The organism is Enterococcus sp. AMC1623, assembly GCF_058216495.1.
Genome location: NZ_CM177096.1, coordinates 1,368,116 through 1,387,843, shown reverse-complemented (window position 1 = coordinate 1,387,843; position 19,728 = coordinate 1,368,116). Strand labels below are relative to the sequence as shown.

General features: G+C 30.0%; 15 protein-coding genes and 1 pseudogene. 13 read left to right on the top strand and 3 right to left on the bottom strand.

Annotated features, from left to right (window positions below; translation table 11 throughout):
- Positions 1-390 precede the first annotated feature (390 nt).
- Positions 391-2,343, bottom strand: a complete 1,953-nt coding sequence (locus AC4BC7_RS06865) for a leucine-rich repeat domain-containing protein (RefSeq protein ID WP_490504212.1) — start codon at positions 2,341-2,343, stop codon at positions 391-393.
- Between the two features lie 23 nt (positions 2,344-2,366).
- On the bottom strand, positions 2,367-2,582 hold the full coding sequence (locus AC4BC7_RS06860; protein WP_088775025.1) for a hypothetical protein: 216 nt from the start codon (positions 2,580-2,582) through the stop codon (positions 2,367-2,369).
- A 370-nt stretch (positions 2,583-2,952) separates the two neighbouring features.
- On the opposite strand from AC4BC7_RS06860, the gene AC4BC7_RS06855 reads away from it, so the two are divergent.
- The 6 genes from AC4BC7_RS06855 to AC4BC7_RS06830 all read left to right on the top strand — a co-directional run bounded on the left by AC4BC7_RS06855 (position 2,953) and on the right by AC4BC7_RS06830 (position 7,709).
- Entirely contained in the window at positions 2,953-3,525 is a 573-nt protein-coding gene (locus tag AC4BC7_RS06855; protein ID WP_088775026.1) for a recombinase family protein, read from the top strand.
- A gap of 199 nt (positions 3,526-3,724) precedes the next feature.
- Positions 3,725-3,937 carry a hypothetical protein gene (locus AC4BC7_RS06850; RefSeq protein ID WP_053108542.1) on the top strand — a complete coding sequence of 71 codons (213 nt, stop codon included), beginning with the start codon at positions 3,725-3,727 and terminating at the stop codon, positions 3,935-3,937.
- A 17-nt stretch (positions 3,938-3,954) separates the two neighbouring features.
- Entirely contained in the window at positions 3,955-4,875 is a 921-nt protein-coding gene (locus AC4BC7_RS06845; RefSeq protein ID WP_088775027.1) for a hypothetical protein, read from the top strand.
- A 9-nt stretch (positions 4,876-4,884) separates the two neighbouring features.
- A complete protein-coding gene (locus AC4BC7_RS06840) occupies positions 4,885-5,127 on the top strand; it encodes a hypothetical protein (protein WP_053108546.1) in 243 nt (80 codons plus the stop codon).
- Between the two features lie 475 nt (positions 5,128-5,602).
- On the top strand, positions 5,603-5,872 hold the full coding sequence (locus AC4BC7_RS06835; protein ID WP_010829372.1) for a hypothetical protein: 270 nt from the start codon (positions 5,603-5,605) through the stop codon (positions 5,870-5,872).
- The gene (locus AC4BC7_RS06830) at positions 5,853-7,709 is read left to right on the top strand and encodes a hypothetical protein (protein WP_490504210.1); all 1,857 of its coding nucleotides are present in this window, start codon (positions 5,853-5,855) and stop codon (positions 7,707-7,709) included. Before AC4BC7_RS06835 ends, AC4BC7_RS06830 begins: the two co-directional genes overlap by 20 nt.
- Positions 7,710-8,935: 1,226 nt before the next feature.
- Here AC4BC7_RS06830 and AC4BC7_RS06825 read toward each other — a convergent pair.
- Positions 8,936-9,451 (bottom strand): DUF6933 domain-containing protein, encoded by a 516-nt coding sequence (locus AC4BC7_RS06825; protein ID WP_490504209.1) that lies wholly within the window; start codon positions 9,449-9,451, stop codon positions 8,936-8,938.
- Positions 9,452-9,720: 269 nt separating this feature from the next.
- Between AC4BC7_RS06825 and AC4BC7_RS06820 the strand changes: the two genes are divergently transcribed.
- From AC4BC7_RS06820 to AC4BC7_RS06790, 7 genes and pseudogenes are all read left to right on the top strand, one after another.
- Positions 9,721-9,897 carry a hypothetical protein gene (locus tag AC4BC7_RS06820; protein WP_231437161.1) on the top strand — a complete coding sequence of 59 codons (177 nt, stop codon included), beginning with the start codon at positions 9,721-9,723 and terminating at the stop codon, positions 9,895-9,897.
- 815 nt (positions 9,898-10,712) lie between these two features.
- Entirely contained in the window at positions 10,713-15,416 is a 4,704-nt protein-coding gene (locus tag AC4BC7_RS06815) for a DEAD/DEAH box helicase (RefSeq protein WP_490504208.1), read from the top strand.
- Positions 15,417-15,502: 86 nt separating this feature from the next.
- Positions 15,503-16,762, top strand: a complete 1,260-nt coding sequence (locus AC4BC7_RS06810) for a nucleotide-binding domain-containing protein (protein ID WP_490504207.1) — start codon at positions 15,503-15,505, stop codon at positions 16,760-16,762.
- 7 nt (positions 16,763-16,769) lie between these two features.
- Complete coding sequence (locus tag AC4BC7_RS06805; protein ID WP_490504206.1) at positions 16,770-17,264, top strand: Pycsar system effector family protein; 495 nt, start codon at positions 16,770-16,772, stop codon at positions 17,262-17,264.
- 160 nt (positions 17,265-17,424) lie between these two features.
- Positions 17,425-17,709, top strand: coding sequence for a hypothetical protein (locus AC4BC7_RS06800; protein WP_490504205.1), 285 nt, complete (start codon positions 17,425-17,427; stop codon positions 17,707-17,709).
- Positions 17,710-18,033: 324 nt separating this feature from the next.
- A pseudogene (locus tag AC4BC7_RS06795) lies at positions 18,034-18,156 on the top strand (hypothetical protein); the annotation flags it as partial.
- Between the two features lie 445 nt (positions 18,157-18,601).
- Positions 18,602-19,582, top strand: a complete 981-nt coding sequence (locus AC4BC7_RS06790) for a choloylglycine hydrolase family protein (RefSeq protein ID WP_490504204.1) — start codon at positions 18,602-18,604, stop codon at positions 19,580-19,582.
- Positions 19,583-19,728 lie beyond the last annotated feature (146 nt).

Below are 19,728 nucleotides of genomic sequence, written 5' to 3'. Positions count from 1 at the left end.
TTTTCAAAAAGTTATCACGAAAGTTATCATTTTGTTATCATTTGATTTTTTGAAAAAATCTCTTTTTTAGGGTTGATGTAGGGTTTAAGTAGGGGATGAAAATCAATAGATGCAGGGATTATGAAGGGGTTCATAATTTAATAAAGTATCCCTGATTTCTAAAGGTAACCATCTCATAACTATCCCTTTTAATAACTATCCATCTCTATTTTATCATCTAAAAGTAGGGGATGGAAATTTGAACGTTGTGTATAAATCGACTTGACTATAAAAGTGGTGTGTGACAATAATATCGCTCAATGCATGAGCGATACATAGATGTATTTTCCAATTAAAATAGGCATGGGAAGACCCATGCCTATAATTATCACTCCACAATTTCAACATTTTCTAAGTGTATGAGTATTCAAAATTTTTTCCAGCTAGGATTGTTTGTGTATGATATGGTGTATGTTTTTTGCTATAATATATTTTTCCATATTGTTTAACTGCAGTTTTTGAATATGTTCCAAATGAATGATGAAAAGCACCGTCACCTATTTTTTTTAATTTCTCGGGAAAGATAGTAGATATATCTTTAAAATGAGCACTAAAAAAAGCATTTACTCCAATATATTCTATATTTTCATTGAACTTAAATGTTGGTTGAGATTTATAATAATAACAATTATCATAAACATAATCATCCGGCCACGGATTTGATGTATAAACTTTACAAAATTTATTATCACCGATTGAATATTCTCTAAAGCTATTTGCAAATGCCTTATTACCAATGTATGAGGTATTATTAGGTATTACGAAATCTCCAGAAAATATAGCTTTTTCAAATGCAGAATCTCCAATATATTCTAAACTATCTGTTAAATTTAATTTGTATTTTTTATTTACTGATGCAGTAGTTTCCCTAGGAGACCCTACTTTATCTGTAACTGTAACATCACTGTAACTGTTGTAAAACGCATAATTTCCTATGTGTTTTAGATTCTCTTTCATTGTTAGGTTGCCTTGCATAGTGCTATTATAGAAAGCATAATCACCAATATGTTCTAGTTCCTTAGGTAATATCCAATCTTTATTAATGAATTTACTACTATAAAATGCATTATCACCAATGTATTTTACACTATCTGGTAAATACAAAACACCTGATAAATTAGAATTTTCAAAGGCATTATCTCCAATGACAATTAATTCTGTGTTGTCTTTCAAATCAAGTTCTGTGAAATTAGAGTTTTTAAAGGCATTGTCACCGATAATTGATACGTTAGATGGGATATTTGGTTTTCCTGTAAATTTAGAGTTCTCAAATGCACCATCTGCAATTACAACTCCACTATCAGAACTATATCCATGACTGCTTCCAGAACCATTTCCAAAACCACCAGAGGCATTTCCAGAACCACTGTCAGAACCATTGCCAGTGCCACCAGAGGCATTTCCAGAACCACTACCAGAATTATAGCCATGACTACTTCCAGAACCACTACTAGAGCCACTTCCTGAACCATTGCCAGTGCCACCAGAACCACTACCAGAGCCACTACCAGAGCCACTACCAGAACCACTACCCCCTGTTCCTACATTACTTCCAATACCGTTAAAAGAACCTGTAAATTTAGAATTGTGGAAAGCATCCTTCCCAACAAAATCAACATTAGGTAAATTTGGTAAATTTCCTTCAAATTCAGACTCTTTAAAAGCGTTATCTCTGATTTCTTTAATATTAGGCATTTCAGGAAGTTCCCCTGTAAATCTTGAATCTCTTAACGCTTCAATACCAATGATTTCTAAGTTTTCTGGGAATCGTGCTTCACCAGAGAAATATGATTGTTGGAGAGAATAATCATCTAAGATAATTAATTCATCTGGTAATTTCATTACATTTGCAAATTTTGCATTTCTAAATGAACCTATACCTATATTTTCTATGATTAAACCATTTCCAACTGTATCTGGGAAACTTATATCTCCAATAAGAGTAGCTCCCAAATCTCCTTCAGAAAATTGGTCTTTATTACCTGAATCTATAATTTCAACATGTCCATTATCTAGTTCTTTGACTAATACCCATACTTCACTCCATCCTTTCTCAGGCGTTGCCTCTCGAATTTTGTAATATGTCCGTTGAATTTTATCCTTCTGACCCTCACTATCTACACCACAATTTCCCAACTTTCCAAAACCAGTATTTTTACTCGTAATAGTAAACGCATCACAATAAATTCTAGCTAATGCAGGTTTCATAGTATCTCTGAACAAAATATAGCTAATGAAACAAAATAAGCCAAATATTACTAATGCTACTATAACGAAAATACCTTGACTGCTTCCGTTTGTCATAATTTTTGTAACCTCCTTTTCTTTTAAATTCCTAATTGACCCCTATAATGCTTTTTTATTCCTTCATGTAGTTTTTTTAAACCAGATGAACCTAATGTAAGTTTTCCATGATAGAAATTCAATAAATGTTGATAATGAATATCAGTTTTGTGAGAAATAACGGTAATTGGAATCCCATGCACTTGTTTTAAATAGTCTATCTGTTTCCATAATTGGTTTATTTGTTTATTTATATACATAAATACCTCCTTTTTTGATAGAATCAAAATCATTTATTTGTTATTTTATATCTATATTAATTATATCAAGTGCGTATCTAATTACAATTTTTTAGAATGTGTTTTTTATGATTGGTTACTTTTATGTCAGTGTTTTGTCTGTGGTTTATAGGAGTATAATAAAAAAGTAAAGGGATAGCTTATTTTATAGACAATCGTTATTTTTTATGTAATAATATAAGTATACCTTGACGAGAACCATTTGAAATATTCACCTCTATGTGTGATAAAATTTTCATTCACCCTGACTATTTCCCCGTTAGTCAGGGTATTTTTGTATTTAAATTTATTTTTGAATTAAACTAATTAGAAAGAAAGGAGGAAGTTTATTATGGCAAAGAGAGTAGGTTATATCCGAACAAGTAAAAATAATCAAAATCTAGGGGTAGAAGTTCAAAAAGAAGCATTTAATCGTTATGTAATTGATTCTTATTTCATTGAACAAATCAGTGGAAGGAAAGAAAATCGTAAAGAATTAAATAGAGCATTGGATATTTTAGAAGCAGGAGATACGTTAATTATTTATAAAATTGATAGGTTAGGTCGTTCTACTAAGCAGTTAGTAAATATCATGAGTGAACTGCAAGAAAAAGGTATCAATTTAATTAGTATTAAAGAAAATATTGATACATCGACACCGATGGGAAAAGTTATTTTTACTATATTATCGGCTATTGCAGAGCTGGAAGCCGATTATATATCTGAACGAACCAAAGAAGCATTGGCAATTTTAAAAGAAAATGGCGTTCAATTGGGCAATAGGGGATTAGACGAACGAACTATCAATAAAATTAAAAAGTTATATGTAGAAACGGATTTAACGCAAAAAGAAATTGCAGAAAAATGTGACGTTTGTATTAAAACAGTATATAATATAAAAAAACGGTATCATTTAACTAGATGATAGCTTCATGATTATATATAATCTGGTATAATAATTGCCGGTAATGAACGTTCGTTTGTTACTGCTGAAGTATAAAAAAATATAAATACATAGCATGGTTGATAACTCTGATGTTTTCTTTTCAGAATTATCAGCTTTTTTTGTTGGTTTTAAACGAACGTTCGATTCATATAATTAAAGAGGAGAAAGGATTGAGAAAATGGCATTAAAAGGTGGTCGTATTTTTCAGGAAATGGTAGAAGTTCCTGATGAGAAAGAAAAAGGGTGTGGATGCATTGCTTGGATAATTTTTGCAGTAATTATCATTGCTGTCGCGATACATGTATTAGATTTTATTTTTCAACATCTGTTTATTTCTTTTTTATTTGTTGCTGGAATAGTGTTTGTGATTAATTTATTTAATAAAAGATAACAGAAGAGGTGAATAAAATGAAAAAATGGATGAAAATTGGAACAGCTTTAATTGGAATTGTTCTGATAAGCGGTGGAACAGGAGCCTATTTATATTCACAAATAAATGAACCAGTGGTAGCAAAAGCAGTTAATAGCAATTTTTCGACAATTAAAGAAGAAGCTATTGAAATTGAAAGTAGTTCTAACAGTAATATATCTACAGATTCAACTGAAGAAGTTGAAGAACTAAGTGTAATAGATGAATTTAAACAGCTGAAAAATGATGAAAGTAATTCTCAAATATTATTAGAAAATAAGATAAAAACTGAGGATAATAGGTTCAATACGAATATTGTTGTAAATCAACAAGATATTTATGAAGCTTTTGAGATGGATGGATTAAATGTAGGCACTTTATTTTATAACGGTAATCCTAGTGCTTCAAACCCTTTTTTTTATATAGGTAACTCTAAAGCCGAAGTAGTAGAGGCAACAGAAATTGGTTCAAATCTACAAATTGATAGTAGTAAATATGATAAATTTGTGACTCTGCTTTTAAATCAAGGTTCTGGTGAAACAAATTATCATTTAGTAACTCAAAAAGCTGATGAAATAATAATAAGTTTACACACTGTAAAAGACTTGGTAACAGAAGAGAATCGTGTAGAAAAAGCATTACTGGTAGTAAAACCCATCCATTCAAAGCAAGCAACGGATACAAGAGATATAAGTAAAATGTTAAGTAGTCTAGAAAATGAAGAAGCTCCATCGCTTGCGGTTTTAAACAACCAAATGAGTATAAATGGAAAAAATACTTCTCATTTGGATAACGTATATGTCTCACTAACCGATAATAATGAACCTATTTATTTATATAAACAAGCGTTCGATGGAGTGTTAGATGAATTTGAACAATATTTTTTCACTATTGCAATGTTTGACCACTTTTTCATGTAAGGAGAATAGATGAATACTAATCAATTAGCCCAAAAGAAATATGTTCAAAATAAAGTGAAGAAAGTATTTGTTCAAGCGAATGTAACTATTCCTAAAGTAGTAATCAATAAAATAGCTAAGGCTCTATACACGGAATTTACAAATTTATCTATTGAAGAACAAGAGAGAGTATTATTCAGTGAAGAATTAGTAGCTTGTCTTTGGGAGAAACATGTAGTAACAAAAGAAAAAGAATTGTTAGAAGAGATGTGAGTAAAGTCATGTCTCTTTTTTTTTACAAAAATCTATCTCAAAAATATTGTCAAAAACCACTTAAAAAATGACCCTTTAAAAAGCCAGTAAAATCAAGGGTTTTCTACTTGTTGACAGAAATACAAGATTATTGTAATATCAACGATTTTTCAATGAATTTTTGAAAAAACACCTCTCAAACGACACGAAAAAATTTTTGTGGGTAATTCTACGCTTAAATGAATCTGAGAGGTGTTTTTTTAGTATGTAGATATATATATAATTAGAATAAACCTTGATATATCAAGGTTATTAAGTTCTTTTTATCTATTTAAAAAAGTCGTAGAAAAAGGCAGGTTATAAAAGATGATTTTTGATAAAAAGCCACTAATTATTTTTTAGTGTCCGATTGTGACAGAATTACTTTACTTCAGATTGAAATGATGATATAGTCCGGCAACAATGATTAATAAAATAATTAATGGAGGATAAATATATGAATGTAAAAAAATTAACAGAAGAGGAATTGATTGAGAAACAAGAAAAGGTAAAAGCTTTGCTACATATCTTAGATAAAATTTACGGAGTTAAAATGACAGTGTTTTCTAAGGCAATCGGTATTCATAACCAAAACTTGCACAATTTTCGAAAAGGGAGACGTGGATTGACAGAAGAAAAAACTATATTACTAGAAAAAATAATCGTTAGAAAGTATGGTAGATTGTTAATGTTGGAGGATAGTGAGTATGAAAGTGTATTTAAGTAATATTTTAAATAAAGAAAAACCAGACCAATACAAAGTAAAGAAGATTTCTAATACGATTATGAATAATCTAAGAGAAATAACAATACAAGAATTTGCAGAAGAATTAGCAGTAAATGGAAAAACAGTGGTTTTAGCTGAATTATCAGAGAATAAGTTATCAAAAATGACGAAAATTCTTGGTCAAGAACTAGTGATGTTGGATTTTGATAACAAGGATGAGAAGAATTTATATACGATTGAATATTTAGAAGCTGATTCTTTTATGCAGGAAAATGCTAGTTTTATTTATCGAACATTTAGTGACTTGTTCTCTGAGGTTGATAAATTTAGAGTTGTTTTTCAATTGGATAAATTAGTAACAGAGAATCATGAGATAGAACAGATTTATCAATCTTTATTTAAAAAGTATCCACAAGCAGATAGTAGCGTTGGTCAAACCAATAGATTATTTTTTGGAAGCAATAGTGGATATGAAGTGATTGATTGGGATAATCGGTTAGATACTACAAAATTAGCAGAGGTAAGAAATACAGATATTTCTAAAGAGGTCAAAGCTATAAGTGGTGAAATGATTGATGATTCTATACCTAATTATGAATTATTAAAATTAGGTAGATTGGATATTGTTAAAAATAAACTAGGAGATAATTATAAACAAGAATTTCCTGATGATTATAATGCAATGAACTACTTCAAAGCATTAGACATGAGAGAGTTTCTTGAATTATCTGAAGAAAATCCATTTTTTGATATTTTCCATAAAGAAGATAATCCTAGTGCAAGTGTGTTTTATGCTGAAGAACATGGGATATATCTATATAAATGTTTTTCTTCCAGCAATAAGTATTGTGGGAATATTATCTCTTTACTGGAGCGTTATTTAAAAATATCTTCAATCGAAGTAGTTAATTTATTAGTAGAACTTACTGGCTCGACTGTAACAAATACTTCACAACTAGGTCAAAGTAAATTTAATGCTCAAAAATTTAAGCGAGAACTACAATCAGGAGAATTAAAACAAACGTATCCTGAACTCTATCAATATTTTAGTAAATATCAAGTTGAAATTCCTATTGTTTTAGACTTTATGTATGATTATGTTTATATGGATGATAATGGTGAACTAAGATATTTAAATTATTACAGCATTAAAAATCTGGCAAAGCAATTAGCTAGAGTAACGAACCAAAAGAAAGTAAGCTTAGATAGGACAAGAAAAATTCTTTATCATATGATTGTTACTGAGATTGTTAAAAAGAAACCAGAAGCAGAAATTCCTAAGGATATATTTAATGGTTTGATACTGGAACAAAAGAAAGATTGCACTAAGCTAAGAACGAGTAACATCTACGAACCAACAAACTTGACGGATGAAAACACAGCAGTTAGTGAAGGAATCGCTAAGGTTTTAAGAGAAAATAAAGTAACAGTCGGTAGTTTAAGTTATGAATTGGTATATAGACTTTTTGGAGAAGAAAAGGCTTATCAGGATTTTCCACAATCTTATAAACCACTTGTTGAACAGAAAAAAATAAAGATGAGTAAAGCAGACAGTAATTTAAGCCAAGCAAGTGAGAAATTGGAAAAAGCTTCAGTTAGAATTATCATGAACGAGATAGAAGAAAAAGGATATGTATACGAAAAGGATGTTATTTCTAAGTTAGCTAAAGCAAGAAGATTAAAGGTTCGTGACACTGCAGAAAGATTTAAGAAACTAAGAGCGGATATATACAATAAATATGGTTTAAATACGTGTAGACTAACTAAAGAATTGTATAATCAATTAGGGATTAAGGAGAAGTATTCATCTAAGAATGTTATATATAAAGTGAATTAGCATATTAGACAGGTAGTGTTTCTATCTGTCTTTTTCTATTAGAAATCATTGATAATAAAGGGTTATTTCTATATATTAAGAATATTATCTCTTTTTATATCAATTCAAAATTGCGTATTGAACAAGAAAAATACGTATAGTTTTCCCTAGAAAATACTGGCATAATTGATAGAAATCATTATACACATCTATATAAGATATTCCCTCTAGATGTGTATAATGAGGAGGCTTATAAAAGCCAATAAAATCAATAGAAAACTACGTGTTTTTTCTAAAATCAATACGCACTTTTTATATTCCCTCTAGATGTGTATAATGGGAAGGTCAAAAAAAGTCAATAGATTCTAGGGTAATTTACCTGTTTTCACACATATCTTTACGCAAAAACTTATTTACACTTGATAATTGTGTGATAAAAATAGCTATAAAACGTTGATATATCAGTATTTATCTTTTAGTGCCAGCGAGATTTCATCTTGCTTACTTAATTGATGTGCCTAGGTTCAGTAAAATAGCTGAAATTTACTCTTTATCAGTGATTATGTATTTTTATATATAACGAAATTCTATGTTTATCTCTTTTTGATTTACTATATAAAAATACTTGGAAAATTTATATGAACCTCTATCTAACAATAATATACATAATATTATATAAAATGAATTAATGAATTTTCGGGATGATAAAATAACTCTAAATGTGTTTTAAACAGCACATATTATCTCTAGAGAGTGTTAGAAAATATTTTCGATAAATTTATACATAAAAATTTAAAACGTCTTAAAACGCAAAATAAGCAGCGTAGAATCGATTGTAGAAATCTATAAAATATTTTGAAACTTTTAAATAGTAAAAAGACTTTGTGAATAGTAAATCATAATCTGATGGAAAGATAAAAATCTTACTTGTACCAGTTTTATAATTTGAAAAACTATATGTAAACATTGATATATAAACATTTAAGCATAGTTTAGAAAAATCTTTGATACAAAAAACACCTTTCAGATAACTTTAAGCGTAGAATTACCCACAAATTTTTCTTCGTGTCGTCTGAGAGGTATTTTTTGAAAAATAGTCCTTTAAAAGCTTGATTTAACAATAATCTATTGATTTTGTCAACAAAGAGAAAACCCTTGGTTTTATTGACTTTTTCAAGTGTCATTTTTTAAGTGGATTTTTACAAAAATTTTGAGATAAAAAAGAATCATAATTTTGAATAGTCAATTTAGATTAATTTCTTTAATTCGATTTCAACAATTTCAGTGCTGATAAAATATTCTGGTGTTTGGCTACGATAAGGAGTATTTGCTAAGAATTTCATAATAGTTGGTTGTAGATTCGTTTGGAGATCAATTTCTTCAGTAAAGAATTGACAGTGTTGAATCATATTATTGTTGATACTGATAATTGAACGATTATAATTTGAAGAAATTTCCAATCTACCAGCTTTTAGAAAATACTTTTTAATTTGAACAGGTGGTATATCACTATAACTAAATACTTCTTCAATTCCTGATTTAATCATATCGTTTAAATCTTTTTTATTTTTAGCATTAATATCAGCTAATACGATTGGTGAAAATGATTTATCATTCACTAGCACCAAAATCTTTTTTCGGTTAAAAGTAAAGTAGTTTGCGTGCCAAGAATAAAAAGAACGTTCTAAATTAGGCGATTCTTTTTGTGAATTTGGAAAATTTGAAAATAGAGGCAATGCTTTTTTAGTGGGTATGATATTCATAATGTCCTCCAAGTGATTTTCTCTTATTATATCAGAGGAATTTCTGTTAGGAATTGATTAATTTACGTTTTTTGAAAGCAATAAAACACCCTTTAATTTTTTATTAAATATAACGAATAATTGGATTTATATAAATAAGTAAAGTTAGATGTGAAGTGTTGATACGACAGTTAAAATTGCAATTTAAAAATGACGATGATACTATATAAATATAACATGAATATTCATTATTCTTGTATAAAATTTTATATTAAAGGAGGTCATTTTTCATGACAGATGGAGCTTCACAAGGACTTTTTGTAATAGTAGCGGTAGTAATTTTTGGTATTTTTGTATTAATCGCTTATATCCTATTCCGTGAGACATTAAAACCTTCATTGGAAGGAATCTTCAAAAACGCAACTTCTGATGCAGGAGCAAGCTTGAATTATACACCTGCTGGGTAAAAAGTGTTCTATAAATTTGCAATTATAGAAAAAGGATGTTATGTTATTTATAGAGATGCGAATGATAAGAAATGTCATTTTAAATTAAGAGAACAGTCTAGTCCACTGTTCTCTTTCCTTTTGGGCAAGTAGATTACTCTGCTTGTCTTTTTTGTATACTTATTGAACAAGAAATATTAAAATTAAACCAACAGCTATAGATTTTAAAAATTGAATAAAAATATAATTAATAGCAAAATGATACATGAAATTTGAAAAATCTTAAAATACATTATAGGTAATATAGAATTGAACCTAAAGCTAGGAAGTAAGTTTTTTCTTGTTATTTAAAACGTTGATTTATCAACGATTATTTAAGCAGATATAAATAGTTTATATAAAAAATACCTCCCAGATAGCTTTAAGTGTAGAATTACCCATAAAAATTTCATCGTTACATCTGAGAGATATTTTTTCAGAAATTCATTGAAATATCGTTGATGATACAGTAAGTTTGTATTATTGTCAACAAGTAGAAAACCCTTGAATTTACTGTCTTTTTTGAAGGTCATTTTCTAAGTGTATTTTGATTAATTTTACGAGAAAAATTTTCGCTATATTTGTAGTAATAAATTGATACCTGATAAAAAAGCAATGATTTTCGAGCTAGAAAAATTTGAAGAATTATTGCCGTTCATACCTAGGAATACAAAATAAACTCGTATGTCTAATAAATTATATAAAATCTAGTCTATTATAGATTAGATTTTTTGTTTCCCAAAAACAATTAGGAAACTGTTATAATTAGGTAGAATATTTTACGAAGGAGAAAAATAATGACATTTGATGAACTTATTCAATTAGCAAGGGAACAATCAAGTGAGATTCAAAGAGATAAGGGGACTCTTTTTGAAAAAATCGCACAAATTTATTTCAAAAATGAACCCACATACAAAAACTTATTTTCAGATGTTTGGTTATTAAATGAAGTTCCAGAAGAATATGCAATCCCCAAAAAAGATACAGGGGTTGATTTAGTAGCAAGAAATGAAGCAACAGGGGATTTAACTGCTATTCAAGCCAAATTTTATGACAATAAAATATATAAAAGACATATTGATTCATTTTTAGCTGAACTTGGGAAGTCTTATTATTCTGATGGAATTATTGTTTATTCACTAGATTCATTGAGTAGTAATGCGGATGAAGCGATTAATCAATTATCAAAACCAGTAGCACAAATTGGTTTGAGTGATTTAAGAAATAGTCAAGTTGATTGGGAATCTTTTATTCCAAGTAGACCGAATGAAGTAAAAGTAAAGAATGTGAAGAAAACTAGACCTTATCAGAATGAAGCAATTGATTTAACAATTGAATACTTTAAAGAAAATGACCGTGGTCAATTAATTATGGCACCGGGAACAGGGAAAACCTTTACCAGCTTGAAATTAGTTGAAAAGATGGCTAAACAAACGAATAAAGAAACCTTTAATGTTTTATATTTAGTGCCAAGTATCCAATTATTAAGTCAAACATTGATTGGTTGGAATAATGACACGAAACTAAGTATGCATTCATTTGCTGTGACAAGTGATAGGAATGCTTCTAAAAAGAAGAATGCTGATGAATTATCTGCTAAAGATATTGGTTTTCCTGCGACAACAGATTCAGAAAAATTACTATCCAATTATAAAAAAATAGAGAATAATCAACGTGACTTAACGGTTGTGTATTCTACTTATCAATCTATTGAAGTTCTACATGAAGCACAAGAAAAAGGATTTCCTGAATTTGATATTATTATTTGTGATGAAGCACATAGAACCACAGGGGCTAAGGCTTTAGGAGAGGAAGCAAGCGTATTTACAAGGGTTCATAATGACAACTATATCAAAGCAAATAAACGCTTGTATCAAACAGCAACACCTAAAATTTATGGAACAGATGCGAAAAAAAAAGCAGAAGATTCTAGCATTGTCTTGTCATCAATGGATAATAAGGATATTTACGGAGAAGAAATTTTTCGTTTAGGATTTGGTCAAGCAGTTTCAAATGATATTTTGACTGATTATAAAGTAATGGTCTTAGCAGTCGATGAAAAAGTGATTCAAAAAGACATGCAGAAAGTATTATCTGATAGTGAAAATGGCTTAGATGTTGATGATGTATCTAAATTAATCGGTGTTTGGAACGGATTAATGAAAAGAAGCAGTGTAGATAAAGATGCTGTTTTTGAAGGAAAACCTATGCAGAGAGCTATTTCTTTCATTAATACCATAAATAATTCAAAGAAAATTTCTTCTCAGTTCAATGAAGTAGTCAATGAATATCTAGATGGAAATGAGAGTATTCAGCAATCAATAAATGTTAGACATGTAGACGGTATGATGAACACCTTAGAAAAGAAAGAAGCGTTAGATTGGTTATCAGAAGATTTTGCAGAAGATGAAACACGAGTGTTATCTAATGTGAAATTTTTGACAGAAGGAATTGACGTTCCTAATCTAGATGCAGTGATTTTTCTAGCACCTAAGAAATCACAAGTAGATATTGTCCAAGCAGTTGGTCGAATCATGCGGAAATTTAAAGACAAAGAGTATGGTTACATTATTCTACCTATTGTTATTCCTGAAGGGACAACTCCGGAATCAATTTTGGATAATAATAAAAAATATGAAGCGGTTTGGCAAATTCTAAATGCTTTGCGTTCAGTGGACGAGCGGTTTTCAGCAATGATTAATAAACTCGAATTAAATAGAAAAAAACCTGAAAATATGGATGTTATCGGTATAGGTGAAGCCCCATCAGTTGAAGATATGGAGAATACTTCAACAATTGGTGAAAAGGACGATACCATTTACCAAACTTCTTTAGAGTTAGATTGGGGAGAAATCGAGAATGCTATTTATGCAAAAGTTGTCAAAAAAGTAGGAGATAGAAGATACCTTGAAGATTGGTCAGAAGATGTTGCCAAAATAGCACAACGTCATATTGAACAAATAACCATTATGATTAAAGATAAAAACTCTAAAACCGCTATTGAATTTGATAAGTTTTTAAAGAGTTTACAACATAATATCAATGAAAGTATTGATGAAAAACAAGCAATTGAAATGTTAGCTCAACACCTAATTACTGCTCCTATTTTTGAAGCTCTATTTGGCGAATATAGCTTTGTAAATAACAATCCTGTTTCAGAAGCAATGGATAAAATTGTAGAAGAGTTGTCAAAATTTGGTGGATTTGATAAAGAACAAGATGAATTAAAAGAGTTTTATGATTCTGTAAAACTACGTGCTGAAGGTATTGATAACGCAGAAGCAAAACAAAGAATCATTATTACTTTATACGATAAATTCTTCTCTAAAGGATTCAAAGAAACTACGCAACGGTTAGGTATAGTCTTTACTCCTGTAGAAGTGGTTGATTTTATTGTAAAATCAGTCGATGATGTGTTGAAAAAACACTTTGGAAAAGCTATTGAGGATGAAGGAGTTCATATCCTTGACCCCTTCACAGGAACAGGTACTTTTATTGTTCGGACATTACATTACCTAAAAGATAAATTGGCTAAGGGAGAAATAACTTTAGCTGATATTACGAGGAAATATACGCAAGAATTACATGCAAATGAAATTGTGTTATTAAGTTACTATATTGCAGCAATTAATATCGAATCCACTTTTGCAGAGATGAATCATCAGGAGTATAAACCATTTGAAGGGATTGTATTGACTGATACCTTTGAATCCACTGAACAAGAAGATACGTTAGATGATACTTTCTTTAGAACAAATGATGAAAGGTTGAAACGTCAACAAGAAGTGCCTGTCAAAGTAATTATGGGCAATCCACCGTATTCTGCCAAACAAAAAAATGAAGATGGAAATCAAATTAGGACTGCTTATGAAAAACTAGATTCCAGTTTACAAACCTTTTGGGTAAAAACTTCAACAGCGACCAATAAGAACAATCTTTTTGATTCCTATATCCGTGCTATGCGTTGGTCATCGAATAGAATTTCAGATAATGGTGTGATTGGATTCATTACAAATAATTCGTTCATAGATGGGAATGCAATGGACGGAATGAGAAAATCACTCTTGGAAGAATTTTCTGATATTTATATATTAAATCTTAAAGGTGGGATTCGTGGTAAAACTAAGGAGCAGTCTGTATTAGAGGGCGGAAATATCTTTGATATTATGACAGGGGTTACTATTATTCTACTGATTAAGAAATTAAATAATACAGGAAAAGGTCAGCTTCATTATTTAGATATTGGTAATAATCTTAATAAATATCAGAAGTTAGAAAAATTGAAAAAATGGAAAGGCTTATCTGGAGCAGAATCAGAATTCCAAAGTATAACGCCAAATGAAAAAGGGGATTGGATAAATCAACGTAATTCTAATTTTGATGAACTTATCCCTCTAGGCGATAAAAAAACACAGAATGCTCTTTTTATTGATTATACTGGAGGGATAACAACTGGTAGAGATGGTTGGTCTTGGAACTTTTCTCAGTCTCAGGTTGAAGTAACAATGAAAAAAAGTATTGATTATTATAATCAATACCTTGGTGATACAAAAATTTATAAAGAAAATGTTCCAGACATTTCTTGGACTCGTTCACTGAAGCAACGCTTTGAGCGTAGAGAATCTCAATCTTGGCAAGGCGACAGAATGTATCTTGGAATGTATCGCCCGTTTACCAAGAAGCATGTCTATTACGCACAAGCGTGGATAGATAGGCAATACCAAATGTCTAAGGTATTGCCTATCTCAACGGCTTCAAATTTGATGATTTCGTTGTCAAATAAAACAGGAGGAAAACAATTTTCGACCTTAATGGTTGATGTTTTACCAGATAGAAATATTTTTGCGGGCGGTTCACAGAATTTACCAAAATATATTTATCATATTACTAACGATAGTTCTTTTTTTGATGTTGATGAAAAATATTCAGCTATTCGTCCCGAAATGCTAAGAAAATTATCAAACTTGAGTGAAGAGGACGCCATATACTATGTTTACGGAGTTTTTCATAGTGCACAATACGGAAAACTATATTATGAAGATTTAGCAAAATCCTTTCCCAAAATTCCTAATGTTAAACATAAAGAAAAATATATAGAGATTGGTAAAGAATTAGCTGATTTACACTTAAATTATGAAAATGTTCCTGCTTATGATGACGTAAATATTATATTTAAATCAGATAATCCAACTTTCAAAGTGAAGAAAATGAAACATCCTAAACGTGGTCAACTAGATACAATTATCTTTAATGAAGATATCGTTATAACAGATATTCCTGAACGTGCATATGAATATGTTGTGAATGGAAAACCTGCTATTGAATGGATTATTGACCAATATCAAGTGAAAAAAGATAAAAAATCTGGAATAGTAGATGACCCTAATGAGTTCTCAGATAATCCAAAATATATATTTAATCTATTGTTGTCTATTATTAATGTCTCTATGCAAACAATGGATTTAGTAGAAAGTTTACCTCCTTTGGAGATAATTGATTAAAGTTTAAATATTTACAATAAGAAGCCTTTAAATAGGCTTTTTATTATAAATATGTGTTCGTATAATTGAAAGGGTGTTGTATTAATTTGTATAACAATATTAAAAGCGTTTTTTATAAAAATTTAAAAAAAGAAAATTTGGACAAAAATTTAGAGAAATCTGTAGTTCACAGTAGATATATGGATTTTTCTCAAAGCATAATTGTTCCAGAGGATGAAACACTTACTATAGCTAAATTTCCACCAAATAGATTTTCTGAAAAAATAGGAACACATCCAGATTTTACTGATGATAGTTTACTTCCAAAGACACAATATATTTGTTCAATTTTTTTAGATATTAAAGGTTCTACTAGATTAGCACTCAAGTATGATTTAGAAACTGTTCAGAAAATAAAAAATGCTGTTCTTTCAACTGGAATTGAAATTATTAGATATTTTGGTGGTCATATCCACCGACTTCAAGGAGATGCAATTTTTGCTTTTACTGGACATAGTAAAATTTCAAAAAGTGATGCAATAATTCAAGCTATAAATGCAGCTGCAGTCATACAATACATGAATCAAAATATTTTAAAAGAATACTTTGAAAATGTTTTAAGTGTGTCATCATTAAAAATAAGAATTGGCATAGATTTTGGGGATGATGATGAAGTTCTTTGGTCTAAATATGGCATTGATGATATTAATGAAGTTACTGTAACAAGTTTACATGCTGATTTATCATCTAAGCTTCAGAATAAAGCATCTGAAAATAGTATTATGATTGGTGAAAATGTTTTTTCATACTTGCAATTACCAGATGATTTGCTCAGTGATATCTACATTAAAGGTAACTCTGAAGAAAAAGACTATTATATTATGAAATACAAGTCATTTAATTATAAAATGAAAAATTTTGATTGGTCAAAATATTTGGAAAGAATAGCCCATTTTGAGTCTTATGAGGGAGACTTTCAAATGAAATGTTATTACTTTTCAGAAAGCGAAGAATGGATACCTTACTATTCAGAAAAAGCATTAGCAAAAGATACAGACATAGTTTATCGGATTGAAGCTAGTCAGCAGTTGCTGCATAAAATTAATAGTGTAGAATGGATTGTTTCAAACTCTGGTATTGAAGCTTCTGAAGAAGAAGAAATAGAATATGTAGTCCCAAAGGAAGCATTCTCGGAGGAAGATATTGCTGATTTTAGATGCCCGAGGCATACTGCTTTTAATGGTCTGCATTATATGATTTGCAAGATAAAATCTGAAGGGAATATTACCAAAAATAAGTATTTTAATTTATACGTTAATGACAATGATTTATCTAAGAGTTACTTAAAAAAAGCTGAATTGGAGTGATATTTACATGTCATCATCAAAAAAAGACTTTGTTTATTCACAAAATGACTATCTAAACAATTATATACAGTTTGCAGATACTAAATCAGCAGTATTTATAACTGTAAACGGTGTATTGATGGGCTTTTTGTATACTCAATTTAAAGATACTTTGCCTTTCGAATTCGAAAAATCGAAACATCTTGTTTTATTAGCGAGCATCGGACTGTTACTCGTAGCTTATGTTTTTTTATTTTTAGTTATCTTTCCACGTAGAAGCTATAGAAATGGCAACGGAATTATTTTTTGGGAAGATGTAGCTACCTATAGAGATGCTGAATCTTATAAAATGAAAGTATCTGAAATCCCTCAAGATAGTTTTGAAGAAGTCATGATTGAACAAAACTATTATCTTGCAAAGACAGCAACAAAAAAATATAAAAACTTACACTGGAGCTTTATTTTTTCAATAGCTTCTTATATATCTGTAGTTATTTTCTGTATTTTAAATGTTTTACAATAACTATTGAAATATGTGATTACTGAACTTTATGGGAAATTTTTACTAAAGTGTGACATATAACTAAACCTATGATTATCTTGAAATAATAATGAGTTTTATATATAAACCAAAAGTCTTCTTGACTTATCCAATAAACAAAGAAGTAAAAAAGGAGAATGATATGAACATCAAGAAAGCTTTGTTAGAACTTACCATAGATGAAGCAATCACATGCAAACAGCTTGCCAATTTTTATGATATTTATAATGAAGATAAAGAATTTAAAGATGCAGTTGATTTTCTAAGTGGAAGTGTCGTAATAGATATGGCTCAATTAAAAGAGGAATTATATACTTCTGAAGATTCACATGAGTTAGGTGCTGTGGAATATATGCAAAAACATTACCCTTCAGCAGTTTTATTCATCAATTTAATCCCTAAAAATAAGAGAAAATTTATCCACTAGTCTCTTGGAATGTTTAAAACTCTAATGTAAGGAATAATAATCAGTTATGTAAAATTTTCAGTATTGCAAAGTAGAAACAGTAATTTTTATGTTTCTACTATTATATACTGGAAAATCTAGACATTGTTTGATAAGATGCTAAAGACATAAGAAATGCAATCTAAAGATTGTAGATAGCTGACCACGTATTTATGCTTTCTCGATTGACAATGCTGATTTATCAGCATTCATTGAGTAGAAGAACAAAAAGGAATTTCTACATGCTGTTGCAACGAACCGCTGGTGAAATCAAAGGGAATAACTTGCGAAGCAACGTTATTCGATGGTTCTCTATCACGTACTGACCGTATTGCTAAATACAATCAATTATTACGTATCGAAGACCAATTGGGTGAAGTAGCTGTTTACAAAGGTTTACAAGCTTTCTACAACTTAAAAAATAAATAATTTTTCAAGTGAATAGAACAAAAGAGTACTGCTGAAAAGTGGTGCTCTTTTTTGTTGCCTAAAATTGGTGCTTTGCTGTGAACGATGATATACAACAAGAAATGAATGGAGTCATCGTAGCATGGAATATTGCCTATCTTTACAATTCTTTGCTACAATAGAATAACAGAAGTAAGCGGTATTGATGAAGTTGAAATAAGAAATGGATTATCAAGGTATTTTATTTAAGAAGTCAGTAAAAGGAGGACTTATGATGGAAAATATATTTAGTGAAGATTAAACGACATGAGAGTGAAGAGCCAAAAATTTACGAACCATAGAAAATACTTTACTTACAAAGAAATGGCTCGTGATGTTGGCCGTTTAAAACTTTTTCAAAATTCGTATGCTATTGCAAATTTGCTAAATGCTCATTAAGTGTTCTTAATATAGGAGAGTGATTTTGATGTGTACAAGTTTCACTTTGCAAACCAATCAATTGAATAATTTTCTAGCTAGAACGATGGATTTCTCATTTCAATTAAACGGCAAACCAATTGTGATTCCAAGAGGCTTTCGCTGGCAGTCACAATTAGGGTTTAATGCAGTTACACGCTTTGGTTTTATCAGTACTGGTAGAGATGGAACTGAATACGTGTTAGCTGATGGCATGAACGAAAAGGGGGTAGCGATGGCAGAACTGTATTTCTCGAATGAAGCGAGATATAGTGAAACGCCTGAGATTGGTAAAATTAATTTAGCGCCACATGAATTTATTCTGTGGGTGCTAGGAAATATAGCTAGTATTGACGAATTAAAAAGCAATATTGAAACCATTAATTTAGTTCATGCAGAGATTTCGTTATTAGGCGCTGTTGCTCCATTGCATTATATTGTTACAGATAAAACAGGTACCTGCGTGGTTATCGAGACGAATAGAGGAATGATTGAAATCAAAGAAAATCCTTTAGGCGTACTTACAAACAGTCCGGAATTGGAATGGCATTTGAAAAATTTAAGTAATTATTTATCATTAACACCTAACAATTTTCCATCAAAATATTTCTTGAACTACAAAGTAAGCCCCAATGGATTAGGTTCTGGTACATCTGCTTTACCAGGAGGACTTTCCTCACCCGAACGATTCGTACGAGCAGTATACACGAAAGAATTTATAGATAAAGGAACGACTTCAAAAGAAACGTTAAATGCAATTTTTCATCTATTAAATAATTTTACAATTCCTAAAGGGCTTATGTTGGAAGCTAATGGTGAATCGGAATACACGCAATATCGAGTTGTTTTTAATCTGAGTGAATTGGAATATTATTTTAGCCCCTACGAAACACAAGAAATTTTTTCTATAAACTTAAATGAGGCATTATTAAACTTAGAAGAGCCAAGAGTATTTGAAACGGAGCTATCTTTTAAAGTGACGAAATTATAAGGGAGGAGAATAATGAAAAAGAGAAAAAAATTTTGGTGGACTATGGCTATCATTATAGTCGGTATTTGTGGTGGCACTGTGGTAAATTGGGAAGAGAATAATCAACAAAAAAAATGACGAGGCTACTATTGGCTTCGTCATTTTTT